General features: G+C 44.9%; 14 protein-coding genes. All 14 read right to left on the bottom strand.

What is annotated here, in order from left to right:
* Nucleotides 1-86: 86 nt before the first annotated feature.
* The 14 genes from rpe to kdsA are packed head-to-tail and all read right to left on the bottom strand — an operon-like array spanning nt 87 to nt 14,829.
* Nucleotides 87-731 (bottom strand): ribulose-phosphate 3-epimerase, encoded by a 645-nt coding sequence (rpe, locus tag CH367_RS17535; protein ID WP_100763781.1) that lies wholly within the window; start codon nt 729-731, stop codon nt 87-89.
* Nucleotides 728-1,723 (bottom strand): PASTA domain-containing protein, encoded by a 996-nt coding sequence (locus tag CH367_RS17530; RefSeq protein WP_100763780.1) that lies wholly within the window; start codon nt 1,721-1,723, stop codon nt 728-730. The genes rpe and CH367_RS17530 overlap by 4 nt, the downstream gene beginning before the upstream one ends.
* Entirely contained in the window at nt 1,720-2,667 is a 948-nt protein-coding gene (gene fmt, locus CH367_RS17525; RefSeq protein WP_100763779.1) for a methionyl-tRNA formyltransferase, read from the bottom strand. Before fmt ends, CH367_RS17530 begins: the two co-directional genes overlap by 4 nt.
* Nucleotides 2,668-2,671: 4 nt before the next feature.
* Nucleotides 2,672-4,615 (bottom strand): replication restart helicase PriA, encoded by a 1,944-nt coding sequence (gene priA / locus CH367_RS17520; RefSeq protein WP_100763778.1) that lies wholly within the window; start codon nt 4,613-4,615, stop codon nt 2,672-2,674.
* A complete protein-coding gene (locus tag CH367_RS17515) occupies nt 4,612-5,463 on the bottom strand; it encodes a hypothetical protein (RefSeq protein WP_100763777.1) in 852 nt (283 codons plus the stop codon). Before CH367_RS17515 ends, priA begins: the two co-directional genes overlap by 4 nt.
* Entirely contained in the window at nt 5,456-6,802 is a 1,347-nt protein-coding gene (locus tag CH367_RS17510) for a sigma-54-dependent transcriptional regulator (RefSeq protein WP_100763776.1), read from the bottom strand. The genes CH367_RS17515 and CH367_RS17510 overlap by 8 nt, the downstream gene beginning before the upstream one ends.
* Nucleotides 6,803-6,815: 13 nt before the next feature.
* On the bottom strand, nt 6,816-8,606 hold the full coding sequence (locus CH367_RS17505) for an LIC_11548 family sensor histidine kinase (RefSeq protein WP_100763775.1): 1,791 nt from the start codon (nt 8,604-8,606) through the stop codon (nt 6,816-6,818).
* 20 nt (nt 8,607-8,626) lie between these two features.
* Nucleotides 8,627-8,890: an HPr family phosphocarrier protein gene (locus CH367_RS17500; protein ID WP_100763774.1), complete on the bottom strand. Its 264-nt coding sequence runs from the start codon at nt 8,888-8,890 to the stop codon at nt 8,627-8,629.
* Nucleotides 8,862-9,827, bottom strand: coding sequence for an HPr(Ser) kinase/phosphatase (gene hprK / locus CH367_RS17495; protein WP_100763773.1), 966 nt, complete (start codon nt 9,825-9,827; stop codon nt 8,862-8,864). The genes CH367_RS17500 and hprK overlap by 29 nt, the downstream gene beginning before the upstream one ends.
* A gap of 3 nt (nt 9,828-9,830) precedes the next feature.
* Nucleotides 9,831-11,252 (bottom strand): RNA polymerase factor sigma-54, encoded by a 1,422-nt coding sequence (rpoN, locus tag CH367_RS17490; protein ID WP_100763772.1) that lies wholly within the window; start codon nt 11,250-11,252, stop codon nt 9,831-9,833.
* Entirely contained in the window at nt 11,249-11,974 is a 726-nt protein-coding gene (gene lptB / locus CH367_RS17485) for an LPS export ABC transporter ATP-binding protein (protein WP_165783321.1), read from the bottom strand. Before lptB ends, rpoN begins: the two co-directional genes overlap by 4 nt.
* A 9-nt stretch (nt 11,975-11,983) precedes the next feature.
* On the bottom strand, nt 11,984-13,366 hold the full coding sequence (locus CH367_RS17480) for an LptA/OstA family protein (RefSeq protein WP_100763771.1): 1,383 nt from the start codon (nt 13,364-13,366) through the stop codon (nt 11,984-11,986).
* A complete protein-coding gene (gene lptC / locus CH367_RS17475) occupies nt 13,363-13,947 on the bottom strand; it encodes an LPS export ABC transporter periplasmic protein LptC (RefSeq protein WP_100763770.1) in 585 nt (194 codons plus the stop codon). The genes CH367_RS17480 and lptC overlap by 4 nt, the downstream gene beginning before the upstream one ends.
* A gap of 24 nt (nt 13,948-13,971) precedes the next feature.
* Complete coding sequence (kdsA, locus tag CH367_RS17470) at nt 13,972-14,829, bottom strand: 3-deoxy-8-phosphooctulonate synthase (RefSeq protein ID WP_100763769.1); 858 nt, start codon at nt 14,827-14,829, stop codon at nt 13,972-13,974.
* Nucleotides 14,830-14,831 lie beyond the last annotated feature (2 nt).

The following is a 14,831-nucleotide window of genomic DNA, read 5'->3' as shown; positions in this document are numbered from 1 at the left end:
ATCGAAAAAAGAATGCATGATTTTTACCAATATTGGACAATATGTCCCCCTGTCAAGAAATGATCTGACAGAAAAGACGAGGTTCTTTACTTTGCCAAAGATTTGAGATTCTTTGCGTTGTCTACGGGATTTCCCGTTTTATAAAGTCCGGCTCCGACAACTACGATATCCACTCCGTTCTTCTTCAACTCTTGGATGTTGGTATCGTTTACGCCCCCGTCCACTTCGAGTTCGATCGCTCTGGATCCGATCAGCTCTTTCGCTTTGCGGATTTTTTCCATTCCGTTTGCGATGAACTTTTGTCCGTAAAAGCCCGGTTCCACGGTCATCAGAAGGATCAGATCCACATAAGGCAGAACGTTTTCTAAGTGAGAAACTGGAGTTCCCGGATTCAAGGAAATTCCTACTTTGGTTCCGTGGCTTTTGATTTCCTGAGCGAGTCTTACTGGAAAGTCGGTCGTCTCGATATGAAAGGTAATACAATAAGGATTGAGTTCGTAGTATTTTGCGACGTGATTCTCCGGTTTGGAAACCATCAAATGAACGTCTAACGGAATCGATGTGAGCGCTTTTACTTCTTTGCTGAGCGCTTCTCCAAAACTGATCTGAGGGACGAAATTTCCGTCCATCACGTCCATGTGCATGAGATCGATCGCCTTCGGATCGTAATCGGGAACGGTTTTTCCGAGTTCTGTAAGTTTGGTAGCTAAGATGGATGCGGAGATTTTCAAAGTTCACTCTCGTAGGATTTAGATTTTACTTTGGAATCGGTTGCGTCGAGCAAAGTCAACTTAGCGGTTCCTTTTCGATAGAAGACGGTTTGGAATTTTTCACCGTCTTTGAGAGTAACGGGAAGAGTCAGAACGTCGGCTTCTTCCTGATTCGGAGATTTTAAAACGGCCTTGTAATTTCCGTCGTCTCCAACCTCGTACGAAAACAATTCGTATCCGCTTTCCACGGCGAGTTCCGGTTCGAAATAAAATACTTTGAAACGGATTTCGTCCCCTTCGAGTCTTGCGGAGGAAACGAGCCCGTTTTCGGAACGAACCCTTGTATGAACGACTTCTTCCACTCTACTTTTGATTCCGGAACGGGTCAGACTTTTTTGAACCAAGGGAAAGGAAGCTCCTTGGAAAGAAGTCGGGGAAAATTCTTCCTTGGTTTTGCTCGGAGCCTTGGTCACGAGTAAGAATACTTTTTCTCTCGCAGAGGTGTTTTTACCGGCCTCCGGAATTTGATCGATGACCGTATTCGGAAGTTGATCCGCTTGCGGTTCTATGTAAGTGATCCCGCCGATCTGCATTTCCACATAGGTTTCTCCCGAAAGAACTTTTTGGAGATTGGCTCTTGCGGAGTCTATGGATTGTCCTCTGACATCGGGAACGATGAGACGATCGAGTCCTACGTTTACGGTAAGAACGATTTTACTTCCCGCTTCGATTTCTCTTCCGGGACGAATGGATTGATAAAGGATGATTCCGTCTGTTTTGTCCGGATAACGTTTGTTTTCCAGACGCACTTTGAGTTGAAGACGATTGAGTTCGTTGTGAACTTCCGGATAGGATTTTCCGATCAGGTCCGGAATGATTACCTTTGCCGTACTTTTGGTTCTAACGAATACGACTAAGAAGGCCGCGCTGAAAAATAAAAGAAGACCGGCCGCTAAGAATAAGATGTAACCTCCGATTGGAAGATACTTTTCTTTGATTTGTTCCTGATTCACCCGAATGTTTCCCCTTCTTGGATTCTGAAACCGTTGAGAAAATCGGATGCAGACATCCTGTTTTTATTTTCCGGTTGCAATTCCAGAATTTCCAGAAATCTACCATCACCACACTGTGTAAGAAGGCCTTTTTTGTCCAACCGTTTCAATTTGCCAGGGCCTGGATTCGATTCGGGAGGCAGGGAAGAATGTCTTGTTTTGAGGATGTTCAACCTTTTTCCTCGGAACGTGGTAGTTCCCACAGCGTCCGGGTATAAGGCGCGGATTCGATTGTGAAGTTCTTCCGCTCGAAGGTTCCAATCCAAAATTCTATCCTCGGATTTGATTTTACCGCAGTAAGTGGCTTTCTCGTGATCTTGCGGAGTCGCAGAGAAAGGTTTTCCGTTGAATTCTTTTAAGAGCTGGAGAATCGCTTCGATACCCGCGTCGGTGATCTTATCCATCAAGGTTCCGGTATTGTCTTCCGAAGAAATTTCCACTTCCTTGGAAACGAGAATGTCCCCTTCGTCCATCTTTTCGCCAATGTATTGAATCGTGATTCCCGATCGACTATAACCCTTCCAGAGAGCGGTTTGCACCGGAGAAGCACCTCGTAAATCCGGTAACAAAGAACCGTGTAAGTTGATCGAGGTCAGAGGTGCGTGCGCGTACACTTCTTTGGGAAGAATGGAACCATACGCGAATACAACGTAGAGATCCGCCGGAAAGGAACCGAAATCGGCGATCGCTTTTTCTTTTTCCTTTTTGATCGATTCGTATTGAAAGACCGGAAGATTGTGCGCGAGCGCGATTTTTTTTACCGCACCCGGTTCCGGCGTTTTGCTTCTTCCTTTGGGGCGATCGGGATTGGTTACGACGAACAAAACTTCCGCAAGTTTCGAGTCGATCAATGCCTGTAAAAGTTTTGCGGAATGTTCCGGGGTTCCAAAGTAGCCGAGTTTCATGTTCTTACACCAAGTCCAAAGGATCGAAGTCGATTTCCAAATACACTTTTTTGGAAAGTTTCAAAGGACGAATTTCTTTTTTAAAAATTTCCCTCCAAGTATTCAAGGAGGAAGTTTTGAGAATGATATGATTGCGGAAGTTAGAATCGATTCGATAAAAAGGACAAGGCGCCGGTCCGAGTAAAACCGTATCCTTGGAAGGAAAGAATTTTTTGAGAGCGGAAAAAACGAGTTCGATCGTTTCTAAAGAGACTTGTTCGTCCTTGGAACGGGAAACGATTCGAACGAGTCTAGAAAACGGGGGATAAAAAAGATCCTTTCGCACCGGGATTTCGGATTCATAAAATTGAATGTAGTTTTGGCTGGTCGCCATCTGGATCACCGGATGATCGGGAGCGTTGGTTTCGATCAAAACTTCTCCCTTGAGAGTCGATCGCCCCGCTCTTCCCGCAACCTGAGTCAAAAGCGAAAATACTCTTTCGTTGGCTCGGAAGTCCGGAAGTCCGAGTCCGATTCCGGCGTTCAAAACGCCGACTAACGTAACCTGAGACGCATCGAGTCCCTTTGCGATCATCTGCGTTCCCGTTAGAATATCGATTTCTCCGCCAAGAAGACGGGATATGACTTCGTTTAACAAACTTCGATCCTGGATCGAATCCTGATCGATTCGTTCCACCCTTGTATGCGGAAACGCTTCGAGAAGATTCTCCTCGAGCTTTTGGGTTCCGGTTCCCTTGAGGGTCAGACTTTCTCCCATTCTTCTTTCCAAAGAATCCAAGGTTTCCGTATGACCGCAGAGATGACAGATCGCCGTTCCCTTTTTATGATAACAAAGATTGGTCGTGCAGTTCGGACAGGGAACGTAAGAAGACGTGGAAGGAGAATAGATCAGAGGACTATAACCTCTTCGATTCAAAAGAAGAATGACCTGTTCCTTTTTGTCTAATCTTTGTTTGATTGCAAAGGAAAGTTCGGAACTGAGAACGTTAGACTCCTTTTGATTCTCCACGATCCGAACCGTTGGAGGCAAAACTCCTTCCGGTCTTTTGGTAAGAGTATGAAGATGAATCTTTCTTTCTTTTGCGAGGTGATAGATTTCGAGCGATGGCGTTGCCGTTCCCATGACGAGGACTGCGTTGTTGGTTTTACATCTTTGCATCGCCACTTGACGAGCGTGATAACGCGGGCTCGAATGTTCCTTAAAGGAAGAATCATGATCCTCGTCTATGATGACAAGACCTAAGTTTGAAACCGGAGCGAAGATCGCGCTTCTCGTTCCGACCGCGATTCTTTTTTTACCGCTTAAAAGTTCGTTATACGCTTTGAATTTTTCGGAAACCTTGAGCGCCGAGTGAAGCACCGCGAGTTGACCCGGAAAGATGAGTTCCAGTTTTCGAATGATATGAAACGTCAAACTGATTTCGGGAACAAGAAGGATCACGGAACGATTCGGTGTTTCGAGCGCCTTCTGGATGAGATGAATATAAACTTCCGTTTTGCCCGAGCCGGTGATTCCGAATAAAAGATGAACCGCGGTTTGTCCGAACGTGGAAAGAATATTTTGATAAGCGACTTCCTGTTCTTCGTTGAGTTTGACCGGTTTCCCTTCCGCGTCCGAAGGAAATGCTTCGAGTTTGACCTGTCTTCTTCCCGCGGGAATCATCTTATAGATACATTCGCCGAGAGAAGCGATGTATTGATCCTTCATCCAATACGCGAGATCGATTTGTTCTTTGAGAACGATCGGAGTTTTATCAATGATCTTTTCCACGGGAAGAACCTTATAGTTCGGTTCATTTTGGTGGACGGATACGATGATTCCTTCCTCTTCTCGGTTTCTCAATTTGGCGAGAACGCGTACGCCTACTTGAGTATTCGCAGGAACTTCGTATGTGAAGGTGTCGTCTTCGACCGGAAGATCGAAGGCAACTTCCGCGTAATAGATCAAAGTATATCCTTGAGTTTGTTTTGAAAAAGGGCGAGCTGGGAAAGAATACTTTCCTTGATCGAGATCTCTTCCTTTTTGATCGTCTCGAACTCGAAGGATTCTTTATCGCCTTTGAAGTTTTTGCGTTTTGTTTCGATCGCGGAAATCGCTTCGGGAGAACGTAATACGATCATCGGAATTCCGGGAAGGAAGTCTAATGTTCTTCCCATCATTTCAAGAGCTTTTTCTTTTCCGTAAACCGCGATCGCGCTCGTTCCCAAAAGAATGATTCCTTTGATATTTTCGGAATCGATGGTTTCCTTAACCTGGGTTTCGCACTTTTCCGTTCTCAGCTTCCAATCCTCGGCGTTCGATTTGGAATGAGCGAAAATACAGGCCGGATATTCCTGATAATAAAATTCTTTGTGACTGAAGCCGAATTGTTTTTGGATCATTCTTCCGAATAGATCCTCCGATTCCTTGTTTCTAAAGATCTGATCCGGTGATGTTTTGGAAAAGGAAGGTCTTCCGGGGGCGATCTCGCCCGTATAATGAAGTACTAATATGGGTTTTCGTCCCTTGATGAGAAAGTTGCGGACCGCGCTGATTCGATCCGCGCAGAGTTTACATACGAAATTTCTTTCCGCGGCTTTGGCGGGTCTACGAACCTGGATGCCTTCCGCTTCCAACGCTAAATCGTCCGAACGCGAACCTTGTGTCGAAGGATTCCAATCCTCTTTCCAAACAAGCTCCGTGGTTTCGGGAGGTTTTTCTCCCGCAAATTGGTGGATCGGAACCTGTTTTTTTTGGATCAAAAACCGGAGATCGCCGAGGATTCTTCCGAGACCGGTGAGAATTTCCTTATCCATCCGTGTATTGATCCGAAGAAATGTTAAGCGACTTCATCTTTCTGTAAAGATGCGAACGTTCGATTCCGAGAACACGAGAGGTGCGGGTTACGTTTCCTTCGTTAGTCTGTAACGTTTTTATAATATACTGTCTTTCGAATTCTTCCTTTGCCTTTCGGAAGTCTCCGAGTTCCACCATTTCGTTGGCGGTTTTGAATCCCTTGAGCGCGTCCCTCGCGTCGTTTGCGGTGATCGTCGCTCCCACGGTCATGATACAAAGTCGTTCCATGATGTTCTTGAGTTCTCGAATGTTTCCCGGCCAAAAATGATTTTGTAGAATCGAAACGGCTTCGGATTCTATTTTTTTAGGAGGAAGATTATTTTCCTCCAAGGTTCTTGAGATATAATAATCCACGAGTAAGGGAATGTCGGAGGTTCTTTCCCGCAAAGGGGGAATTATGATCGGAATCACGTTCAAACGATAATACAAGTCCTCTCGAAACTTTCCGTCTCGAATCGCCTCTTCCACGGGAATGTTGGTCGCGGCAATGATACGAACGTCCACAGTGATCGTTTCCGTGCTTCCCAATTTTTCGAATCTTTGTTCCTGAAGAATCCGAAGCACCTTTGCCTGAGTGGACAAGGACATATCGCAAATCTCGTCCAGAAAAAGTGTTCCTCCGTTGGCGGCTTCGAACTTTCCGATTCTCGAATCCGTGGCTCCCGTAAAAGCCCCTTTCGTAAAACCGAATAACTCGGATTCTATGAGTTCCTCGGGAATCGCGGCACAGTTCATCTCCACAAAGGGCTGATCCGCTCTTTTCGAATTTTTGAATATAGTTTTTGCTACGAGTTCCTTTCCGGTTCCATTCTCCCCATAGATAAAAACTCGGGCGTTTGTCGCGGCGGCTTGTGCGATCGCAAACTTGACTTTTTGGATCGCGGGAGAGTTCCCGAGAATTTCATCGTATTCTAATTTAACATCGGAAGCGGAACTTTTATCGTCTGGTTTGATTACGTTTTCGATCGCTTGTAAAACCTTCTCGATGGAAAGAGGTTTTTCCAAAAAATCCACCGCGCCCTTCTTTGTAGAAGCCACGGCGATTTCGATCGTTCCATGACCGGAGATCATCAAAACGGGAAGAGTCGGATATAGTTTTTTACATTCGTCGAGGACTACGATTCCGTCTTCTTTGCCGAGCCAAACATCCAAAAGAATCAAAGACGGTCTTTCGCTTTTGAGTTGTTTGAGAAGTGTTTTGCCGGTGGAAAACGTCTCCACTTCGAAATTCTCATCCTCCAAAATTTCCTTGAGTGACTTTCTGATTTCGGGTTCGTCGTCGGCGATAAAAATTTTCATGAATTGTAAACGGTTAGGAAACGGGCAACTCGATTTGAAATCGACAACCCCCCATATTGGAAGAATCTATCGAGATATGCCCGTTGTGGTCAATCACACTTTTCTGAACGATCGCAAGACCGATCCCGGATGTATTGTTGTTTTTGGTCGAGTAATAAGGTTCGAAAACTTTTTGTTTCAGTTCGGGAGAAATTCCAATTCCGTTATCCTCGATCGAGATGACGGCCACTCTTCGCATAATCTTTCTCGTCGTGGAGGCGGTGATGTGAATGGTTCCGATATAATCCGGAGTTTCTTCCTTTTCGCGTTTTCTTTCGATGGCTTCGATCGAATTTTTCACAAGGTTCGTAAGAACTCTTAGAATAATTTTTTGATCCAGAAAAAGTTGCGGAAATCCCTTCGCGATGTTCGTTGTGATTTTGATTTGGGGGGTATGTTCGAAAAGTTTCACAGCTTCGAGAATGATCGGTTCCAAGTTTTGATTGATGAGTTTCGGCGCAGGCATACGCGCAAAATCCGAGAATTCGTTTACGAGGTGTTCCAGGACTCGAACCTGTTTGATAATGGTATCCGTTCCCGTGGAAACGATTTCACGGAACTGTTCCATGTTTTCCGATTTCATTTTTCTACGGATTCTCTCCGCGGAAAGTTGAATCGGTGTAAGCGGGTTTTTGATTTCGTGCGCCATTCTTTGCGCCACTTCCTTCCAAGCGGCGATTCTTTGACTTCGCATCAGTTCCGCGTCTTTCGATTTTAAATCCTGAACCATCTGGTTGAAGGAATCGATGAGCGCGCCGATCTCACCGGCTTCTCGAATTTCCAAACTGATGTCGGTTTCACCCATGGAAATTTTTTGAGTCGCGTTTGCGAGTTCTATGATCGGTCTTGAAATTTTTCTCGCGAACAAAAGCGAAAAGTAAATCGCCAATAGAAAGATGGAAACCGTAATGATGCTAAACGTTAAACGAATTCGATACGGAAGTTTTTCTTTCGCTAAGTCCGCGCGATCGTAGTTTCTTCTGGTGGAAATGAGAGAATATACGATCTTCTCCTCGCCTTTGTGAACTCGAATTCCCGTTTGCAGAGAATACTCTCCGACCGGAAACGGAACACGTATGAAATACATACAGTAATCCGGTCTGTAACTCAGAAATTCTTTCCAGTTGGAAGTTTTGGAAAAACTTTTGAAATTCTTTTCGAGAGGTCTGTATTTCAAACCCCTGTTTTCCAAAATGGATTTTTCCTTTTCGTAAATTCCCACATAGAACTCGTCGCTTTGGATCAGATTGAGTTTGGACGCGCCCGCGACCAGCGATTCCAAGTTGAGGGGTTGCATTCTTAAAAAACTTTCGAGCAATCTCGTTTTTTCCACGAGGAGTTTCTTTTTGGGGATTTCTTCGTTCGAGATCAGAGTTTCGCCCGAGGAAAGCGCCTCTTCAATGTCGATCCCGTAAAAACGTTCGTATAGTTTTCCGGTGATGTTCGAGGAAAGAAAAAGAATCGGGACCGAAGGAAGAAGAGCTACGAAGATAAACGATAACGTTAGGCGATACCGGATCGAACTTTTGAGTCTTCCGGTTTCCAGGTTCCTTTTGTTTCTATAAAAGTAAGAGATCAGAAGAGAAAGGGAAAAAAGAGGAATGAAGTAGAAAATATAAACTACGATCCGATCCAAAAAACCGATATCGTCCGCAAAGGAATCCTGACCCGAAAATTGGATCACTTCCGCCAAAACCACGGAAAGGAGAATGATCAATCCGAGGATCAAAAGATCCCTGAGATAATATCTGGTTTCGTCGTTCATAAGTTTTGTCGTCGATTTTGTTAAACGAAATCGTTGTTTACGATATTGCTCAGTGCCTCCAGGGCTTCGTCTTCCTTTTCTCCAGTAACTTGAATTTTGAATTCGTTTCCGGGTGCGAGCGCGAGCATCATAAGTCCCATGATACTTTTGCCGTTTACGACGACGTCGTCCTTTACTACCGTGATTTCACAGGGAAACTTGGACGCGCAGTTGACGAAGACCGAAGCCGGTCTTGCGTGCATTCCGGTTCCGTTTTCATTGATTTTGAGGAGAATTTCTTTCAACTTTACCCTGCTGGAGATACTGACTCAGTTTTTGATTGAATTCCTGCGCCGCGTTTTTACCGAGTTTACGCAGACGTTGGTTCATCGCGGCGGTTTCGACGATGATCGGAATGTTTCTTCCCGGTCGAACCGGAACTCGGATGAGAGGAATCTGAACGCCCAGAAGTTCTTCGGTGGGATTTTCAAGCCCCGTTCGATCGAAGTCCTTATCCTCGGTCCATTCTTCCAGATGAATGATGAGCTCTATGAGTTTGTGATCGCGGACCGAACCGATTCCGAATATATCCTTTATATTCAAAATTCCTAATCCACGGATTTCCATGTGATGTCTCAATAAATCCGAACAGGTTCCGATGAGATAACTTTCGGAAAGTCTACGGATTTCCACCATATCATCGGCTACAAGACGATGTCCCCTTTCGATGAGTTCGAGTGCTGTTTCGCTTTTTCCGACTCCGCTTTTTCCCGAAAGGAGAATTCCGATCCCGAAAACCTCGATCAAAACCCCGTGTCTCATCGTTCTCGGCGCAAGACTTCGATCCAAAATTCCGGAGATCAAGGTGATGAACTTATGCGTGGAAACGTCAGAGATCATTAGAGGAATTCCGAGTTGTTCGCAATTTTCCATAAAAATCTGAGGAGGCATGTTTCCGTGCGTGAAGATGATACAGTTGAGATGAAAACTAAAAAACTCCGCGGCGATTTTTTTCAGATCCTCGGGAGTTCTGGAAGTGATGTAAGCCCATTCTCCCTTGCCGAAAATTTGAATCCGATCGTGTGCGAAACTTTCGTAAAAGCCGGTGAGTGAAAGACCGGGGCGATTGATCTCGGACATGTTGATCCGATTCATCAGTCCTTTTTCACCCGCGAGCATTCGTAAACCCAACTCTTCGTGTTCGTTTAGAATATTGGAAACATTGATACCTGGCATGGACATAGGTTATCTCGACTCCAAGGACTTGACTTTTTTTCTTTGGCTTGAGGGAAGAATTTTCAGAATCTTTCTGTACTTCGCTACCGTTCGTCTTGCGATTTCGATTCCCTGTTTTTGGATCGCTTCCACGATTTCCTGATCGGAAAGAGGATTGTCGGATTGTTCTTCTTTGACGAGATTTCGAATGAGGTCGTGGATTTTTTTGGAGGATTCGATTCCTCCTTCGGCAGAACGAACGCCCGAAGAGAAAAACCATTTTAACTCGAGAATCCCGCGCGATGTTTGTATGTATTTGTTCGAAGTGATTCTGGAAACCGTAGATTCGTGCATATCCAGTTTTTCGGCGATGTCCTTCAGAGTGAGCGGTTTGATATGCTGAATCCCTTTTTGAAAAAACGCGGTTTGCATTTCTATGATTGCGGAAGTTACTTTGAAAAGGGTTTGTCTTCTCTGGTTGACGGAACGGATCAACCATTCGGCGGATCCGAGTTTGGAAGTGATGTATTCCTTGTCGGTTTCCTTTGCGTTCTTTAGAATATTCTTATATTCTTTATTGATTTTGAGACGGGGAATCCATTCGTCGTTGATGTAGATGTCGAATTCTCCCTCTACTTCTCGTACGATTACGTCTGGGATCACGTAGTCCGGTTTGTTCGGTGTGTATAACGTGGCCGGGTACGGTTCCAATTTTTTGATTTCGGAAGCGAGAGATTCCACTGCTTCGAGTGAGATTTCCATCTTTTTGGAAATTGTCTTATAATCCAGTTTCTCCAGATCCTTGATATGATCTCGGATGAGCGTATGCAGTTTTTGATCTTCGGGTTTTAGAATCTTGGCTTGGATCAAAAGAGTTTCTTGAACGTCCTTGGCTCCGATTCCGATCGGATCCAGTCTGTGGATTTGATCGAGAACTTTACGAACTTTTTTTTCATTCAACTTCATCTCCGCGCAAAGATCCTGAATCGGAATCGTGATGAATCCGTGATCGTCCAGCATGGAGATTAGAATTTCACCGATCGAAATTCCTTCGGGTTTTAAACTCGAGAGTCTGAGTTGCCAAAGAAGGTGTTCCGACAAGGAACTTTTTTCGGGAGAGGATTCTATGTATTTTTGGTTTCGGTCGGACGCGTCCGAGCCCGCGCTTCCTGCGCGGTCCAAGGAAAAGTTATCCTGCCAAGTAACGTCCGAGTTTTTGATAAAGTCGTTCTTTTCTTTTCGACGAAGATCGTCTCTGCTGTATAGATCCGGGGTTCTGTTGCGTTCGGAAGCGTATTCTTCCTCAAGCATCGGATTTTCGACGAGTTCGGAACTGATTCGATCGGAAAGTTCAAGAGTCGATAAGGGTAAGAGTTCGATGGACTGTCTTAAGTCCTGGGTCATCACCAGTTTCTGGGTTTGTTTTTGAACCAGTGAGTGACCGAGATTCACAGCGTAAAGTCCTCGCCCAGATAAATTCTTCTCGTTTCGGGATCGTTGACAAGATCATGTGTGGAACCGGAAATCAAAATTCTTCCGCTATACATGATATAAGCGCGATCTGTGATCTTTAGGGTTTCCCGTACGTTGTGGTCCGTGATGAGAATTCCGAGTCCCCTTTCTTTCAGGGATTGGATCACAGTTTGAATGTCCTTTACCGCGATCGGATCCACACCCGCGAACGGTTCGTCTAACAAGATAAAGTCGGGATTCGTTACAAGCGCTCTTGCGATTTCACAACGTCTTCTTTCCCCGCCCGAAAGAGTATAACCCTTTTGATTGGCGACCCTCATGATTTGTAGTTCTATGAGAAGTTCGTCTCTTCGTTTGATAATTTCGTCTCTGGAAAGATTCATCGTTTCGAGAATCGCTTCCAAATTTTCCGCGACGGTCAGCTTACGAAAGATGGAAGCTTCCTGTGCGAGATAACCCACGCCGAGTCTTGCGCGGATATGCATGGGAGAATCGGTGACGTCTTGTCCGTCGATAAAAACTTTACCGGAATCGGGTCTTACGAATCCCACGGACATATAAAAGGAAGTTGTCTTGCCCGCACCGTTCGGACCTAAAAGTCCGACGACTTCCCCTTTTTTGATATTGAAACTGGCTCCGTCTACGACCTTTCTTTTGTTGTAGACCTTGACCAGGTTATCCATTCGGAAGGTTTTGCTCATATTCTTAGCTTACTTTCCGGGAACGATTCCATCGGTCAAAAGAGCGCGGCCTTCTCTTGGGAAGAATATGATTCTTCCTGCATGAATGTCCCTGCCGTTTTTTCTCAGAGTCGGATTTCCCTCAAGATACACTTTTTCCTCTTTTTCAAAATAAGTGGCGTATTCTCCCGTTGCGGAAGAATCCTTTCCTTCAATTAGAACGTTTCCTCGAATTACGGTTTCGTTTTTATCCATAAACCGTTCGAACTCGACTGCGGTCATCGTGCTCGTGATCGCGTCAGTCTTTTTGTCTAAGAAATCGATTTTTCCCGAATCGGTCAAATGAATGTACTGATCGTTTTTAAAGTAGTCAAGGACATTCCCGGAGAGGATCAATCTGTTTTCACGATCGTGAACCGTGATTTGATTTCTTGCTTCGATCTTGGATGAATTTTTTCCGTAGCTGACTAACTTTTCAGCATTCATTTTTAGATTTCTGCGGTAAATCGTAGCATTTCCATAGAGCCCCACTCTGGTTTCTCCATTCTCATCCTTGTCGCTGATGAGTTGATCCCCTTTCATGATGGCGACTCTCGTAACTTCCCTTTTGGTTTTTTCTTCAAGCGCCGGAGAATCTTTTTTATCCTTGTTCTCTTTGTTGTCTACGGTTTCCGTTTCGGTATAATTTTGGAAAAGAATACTTTCTCCGGTTAACTCAACTTTGTTGATGTTCGTATAAAACGTAAGTTGTTTTCCGGTGAGATAACGATCTTTTGCGATGAGAATCGGATCTGGATCGGTTGTGATCTTGTCTGAGTCCTCTTCGAACACAGCTTCCTTACAAAGAATGGTGATCTGAGGATGTGCTATGACAACGTTCTCTTTGAGTAAGGTAGTTTTTTTGGCGAGATTTCTTTCTATGAATGTCGCGGAGATCACCGTTTTGACTCCGCTTTTATCCGTGTGAAAAAGTCGTGGACGATCCTTGATAAAAACCTTTTCTTCGAACTTATCGTATTCTCCGACTCCGGCGCGAAGTGTAACTCCGTTGTCCCCGTCTTGAATGACGACTCCCCCTCTTAAGAATCCCTTGAACGCGTCCTTTCCATAGATTTCGATCTGATTTGCGGAGAGTTTTACTTTTTTGTGCTGAATCCAAGCGCCCCCGTCCAGGATAAACGCCGTCACCTTCAAACCCGAAACGGTTTTGTCTTCTTGGGTTAAGGAAGAGCCGCCCCAAAGAGTCGGAAAGGTAGGAGTGTTGTTGTTTTTCTTTTCCGGGTTTTCGGGAAGAACGTTTACGAACTTTCTGTCCGCAGTCTCGCTCCCCACAGGAATCGGAGGTTTTACGTTTCCGTAATATGAGAAAAACGGAATGCATAAAAAAAGGAATATACGGATGTTTCGAATCACGGGGACCCGGCCGCTTTCAAGGGGTTCGTGCCGCCTTGTGTGATCGCGCTCGGCTTAAGAATCGTGAACTTATTCAAATCCTTATCGGCTCTGAGTCCGATTCCGCGGATTGTGGTTCCGTCCGCGCTTACCGTAACTTCCGAATCGGATACGAGTTTTTTCGTATCCATATTGTATTCCATCGCTTTGGCGGTAAGAGTTTTGTTGTCTTCGGTTCTTAGGAAAATTTTACCTTCCAAGATCATCAATCTTGTCTTGTGATTGATTTCCCCTTTTTCGGAAAGAAGTTTGGATTTGAATTTTCCACCCTCATATTGATCGAAGTCGATATTGTAGAAGATGGTTTTATTCTCGTTTACATAGACGTAGGATTCTTCCGCTCTGAGTTCCCACTGAAGTTGGCCGTTCTCATCATAGGCTTCCCGTTTGAAGTTACGAATGGAAACCGAAGAACCGCTTTCTCTTTCCTTCTCCACTCTTTCGTAATTTACTTTTTTGCAATCGAAGAATGAAAACGTGAAGAAGACACAGACAACCGAAAGGAAAAAGATTCGAAGTCGATTGATGTTGTTCTTCTTCATAAAATAAGGTCGGGGTCGGTTTCGTCAGTTTCTGGAAACGAGAATTTCTTTTTTGATATAACGATCCAAACCGATCATCTCCTTCAAAAGGGATTTGATCTGAGAAAGCGGATATTGAGTCGTTGCGTCGGAAAGCGCCTTTTCAGGATCCGGATGGACTTCCATAAAAATTCCTTCTATGCCGAGAGAAACTGCGGAACGAAGAACGCTTGGAATGAATTCTCTTTGTCCACCGGTGCTGTTTCCCGCGGCGCCCGGAAGTTGAGCGGAATGGGTCGCGTCGAATACGACCGGGATATCGAACCCGTGGATGATCGGAATCGCTCTTCCGTCGAAGATTAGATTTCCGTAGCCGAAGGAGGTTCCTCTTTCGGTTACGATACATTTTTCGTTTCCGGATTCTTTCATCTTAACCGCGATATGACGCGTGTCGGCCGGAGCTAAGAATTGTCCTTTTTTTACGTTCACCCACCTTCCGGTTTTAGCGGATTCCGCGATGAGATCGGTTTGTCTGCAAAGAAATGCGGGAATTTGATAGATGTCGATCACGTCCTTTAGAGGAGCGATCTGATAAGTTTCGTGAATGTCCGTTAGAACGGGAACGTTGTATTTGTTTTTGATATATTCTAAATTCTTAATACCTTCGGCGAGTCCCGGTCCGCGATAGGAATTTACGGAGGAACGGTTCGCTTTGTCGAAACTGCTTTTGAATATATAAGGAATTTTTAATTCTCCGCAGATCTCGATCATTTCCGCGCAGACACGGTCCAATAGATCCCGATTTTCCATAACGCAGGGACCGGAGATGAGAAAGAACGGTTCGTCTCCTCCGATTTTGGCTCCGTTTAAAAAATCTCTCTTGGTGCATGTATTGTCTTTCATGT

It is taken from the genome of Leptospira barantonii, from assembly GCF_002811925.1.
GTDB classification, from domain to species: domain Bacteria; phylum Spirochaetota; class Leptospiria; order Leptospirales; family Leptospiraceae; genus Leptospira; species Leptospira barantonii.
The sequence above is the reverse complement of the archived record's forward strand: the minus strand, read 5'-3'. Positions and strand labels throughout refer to the sequence as shown.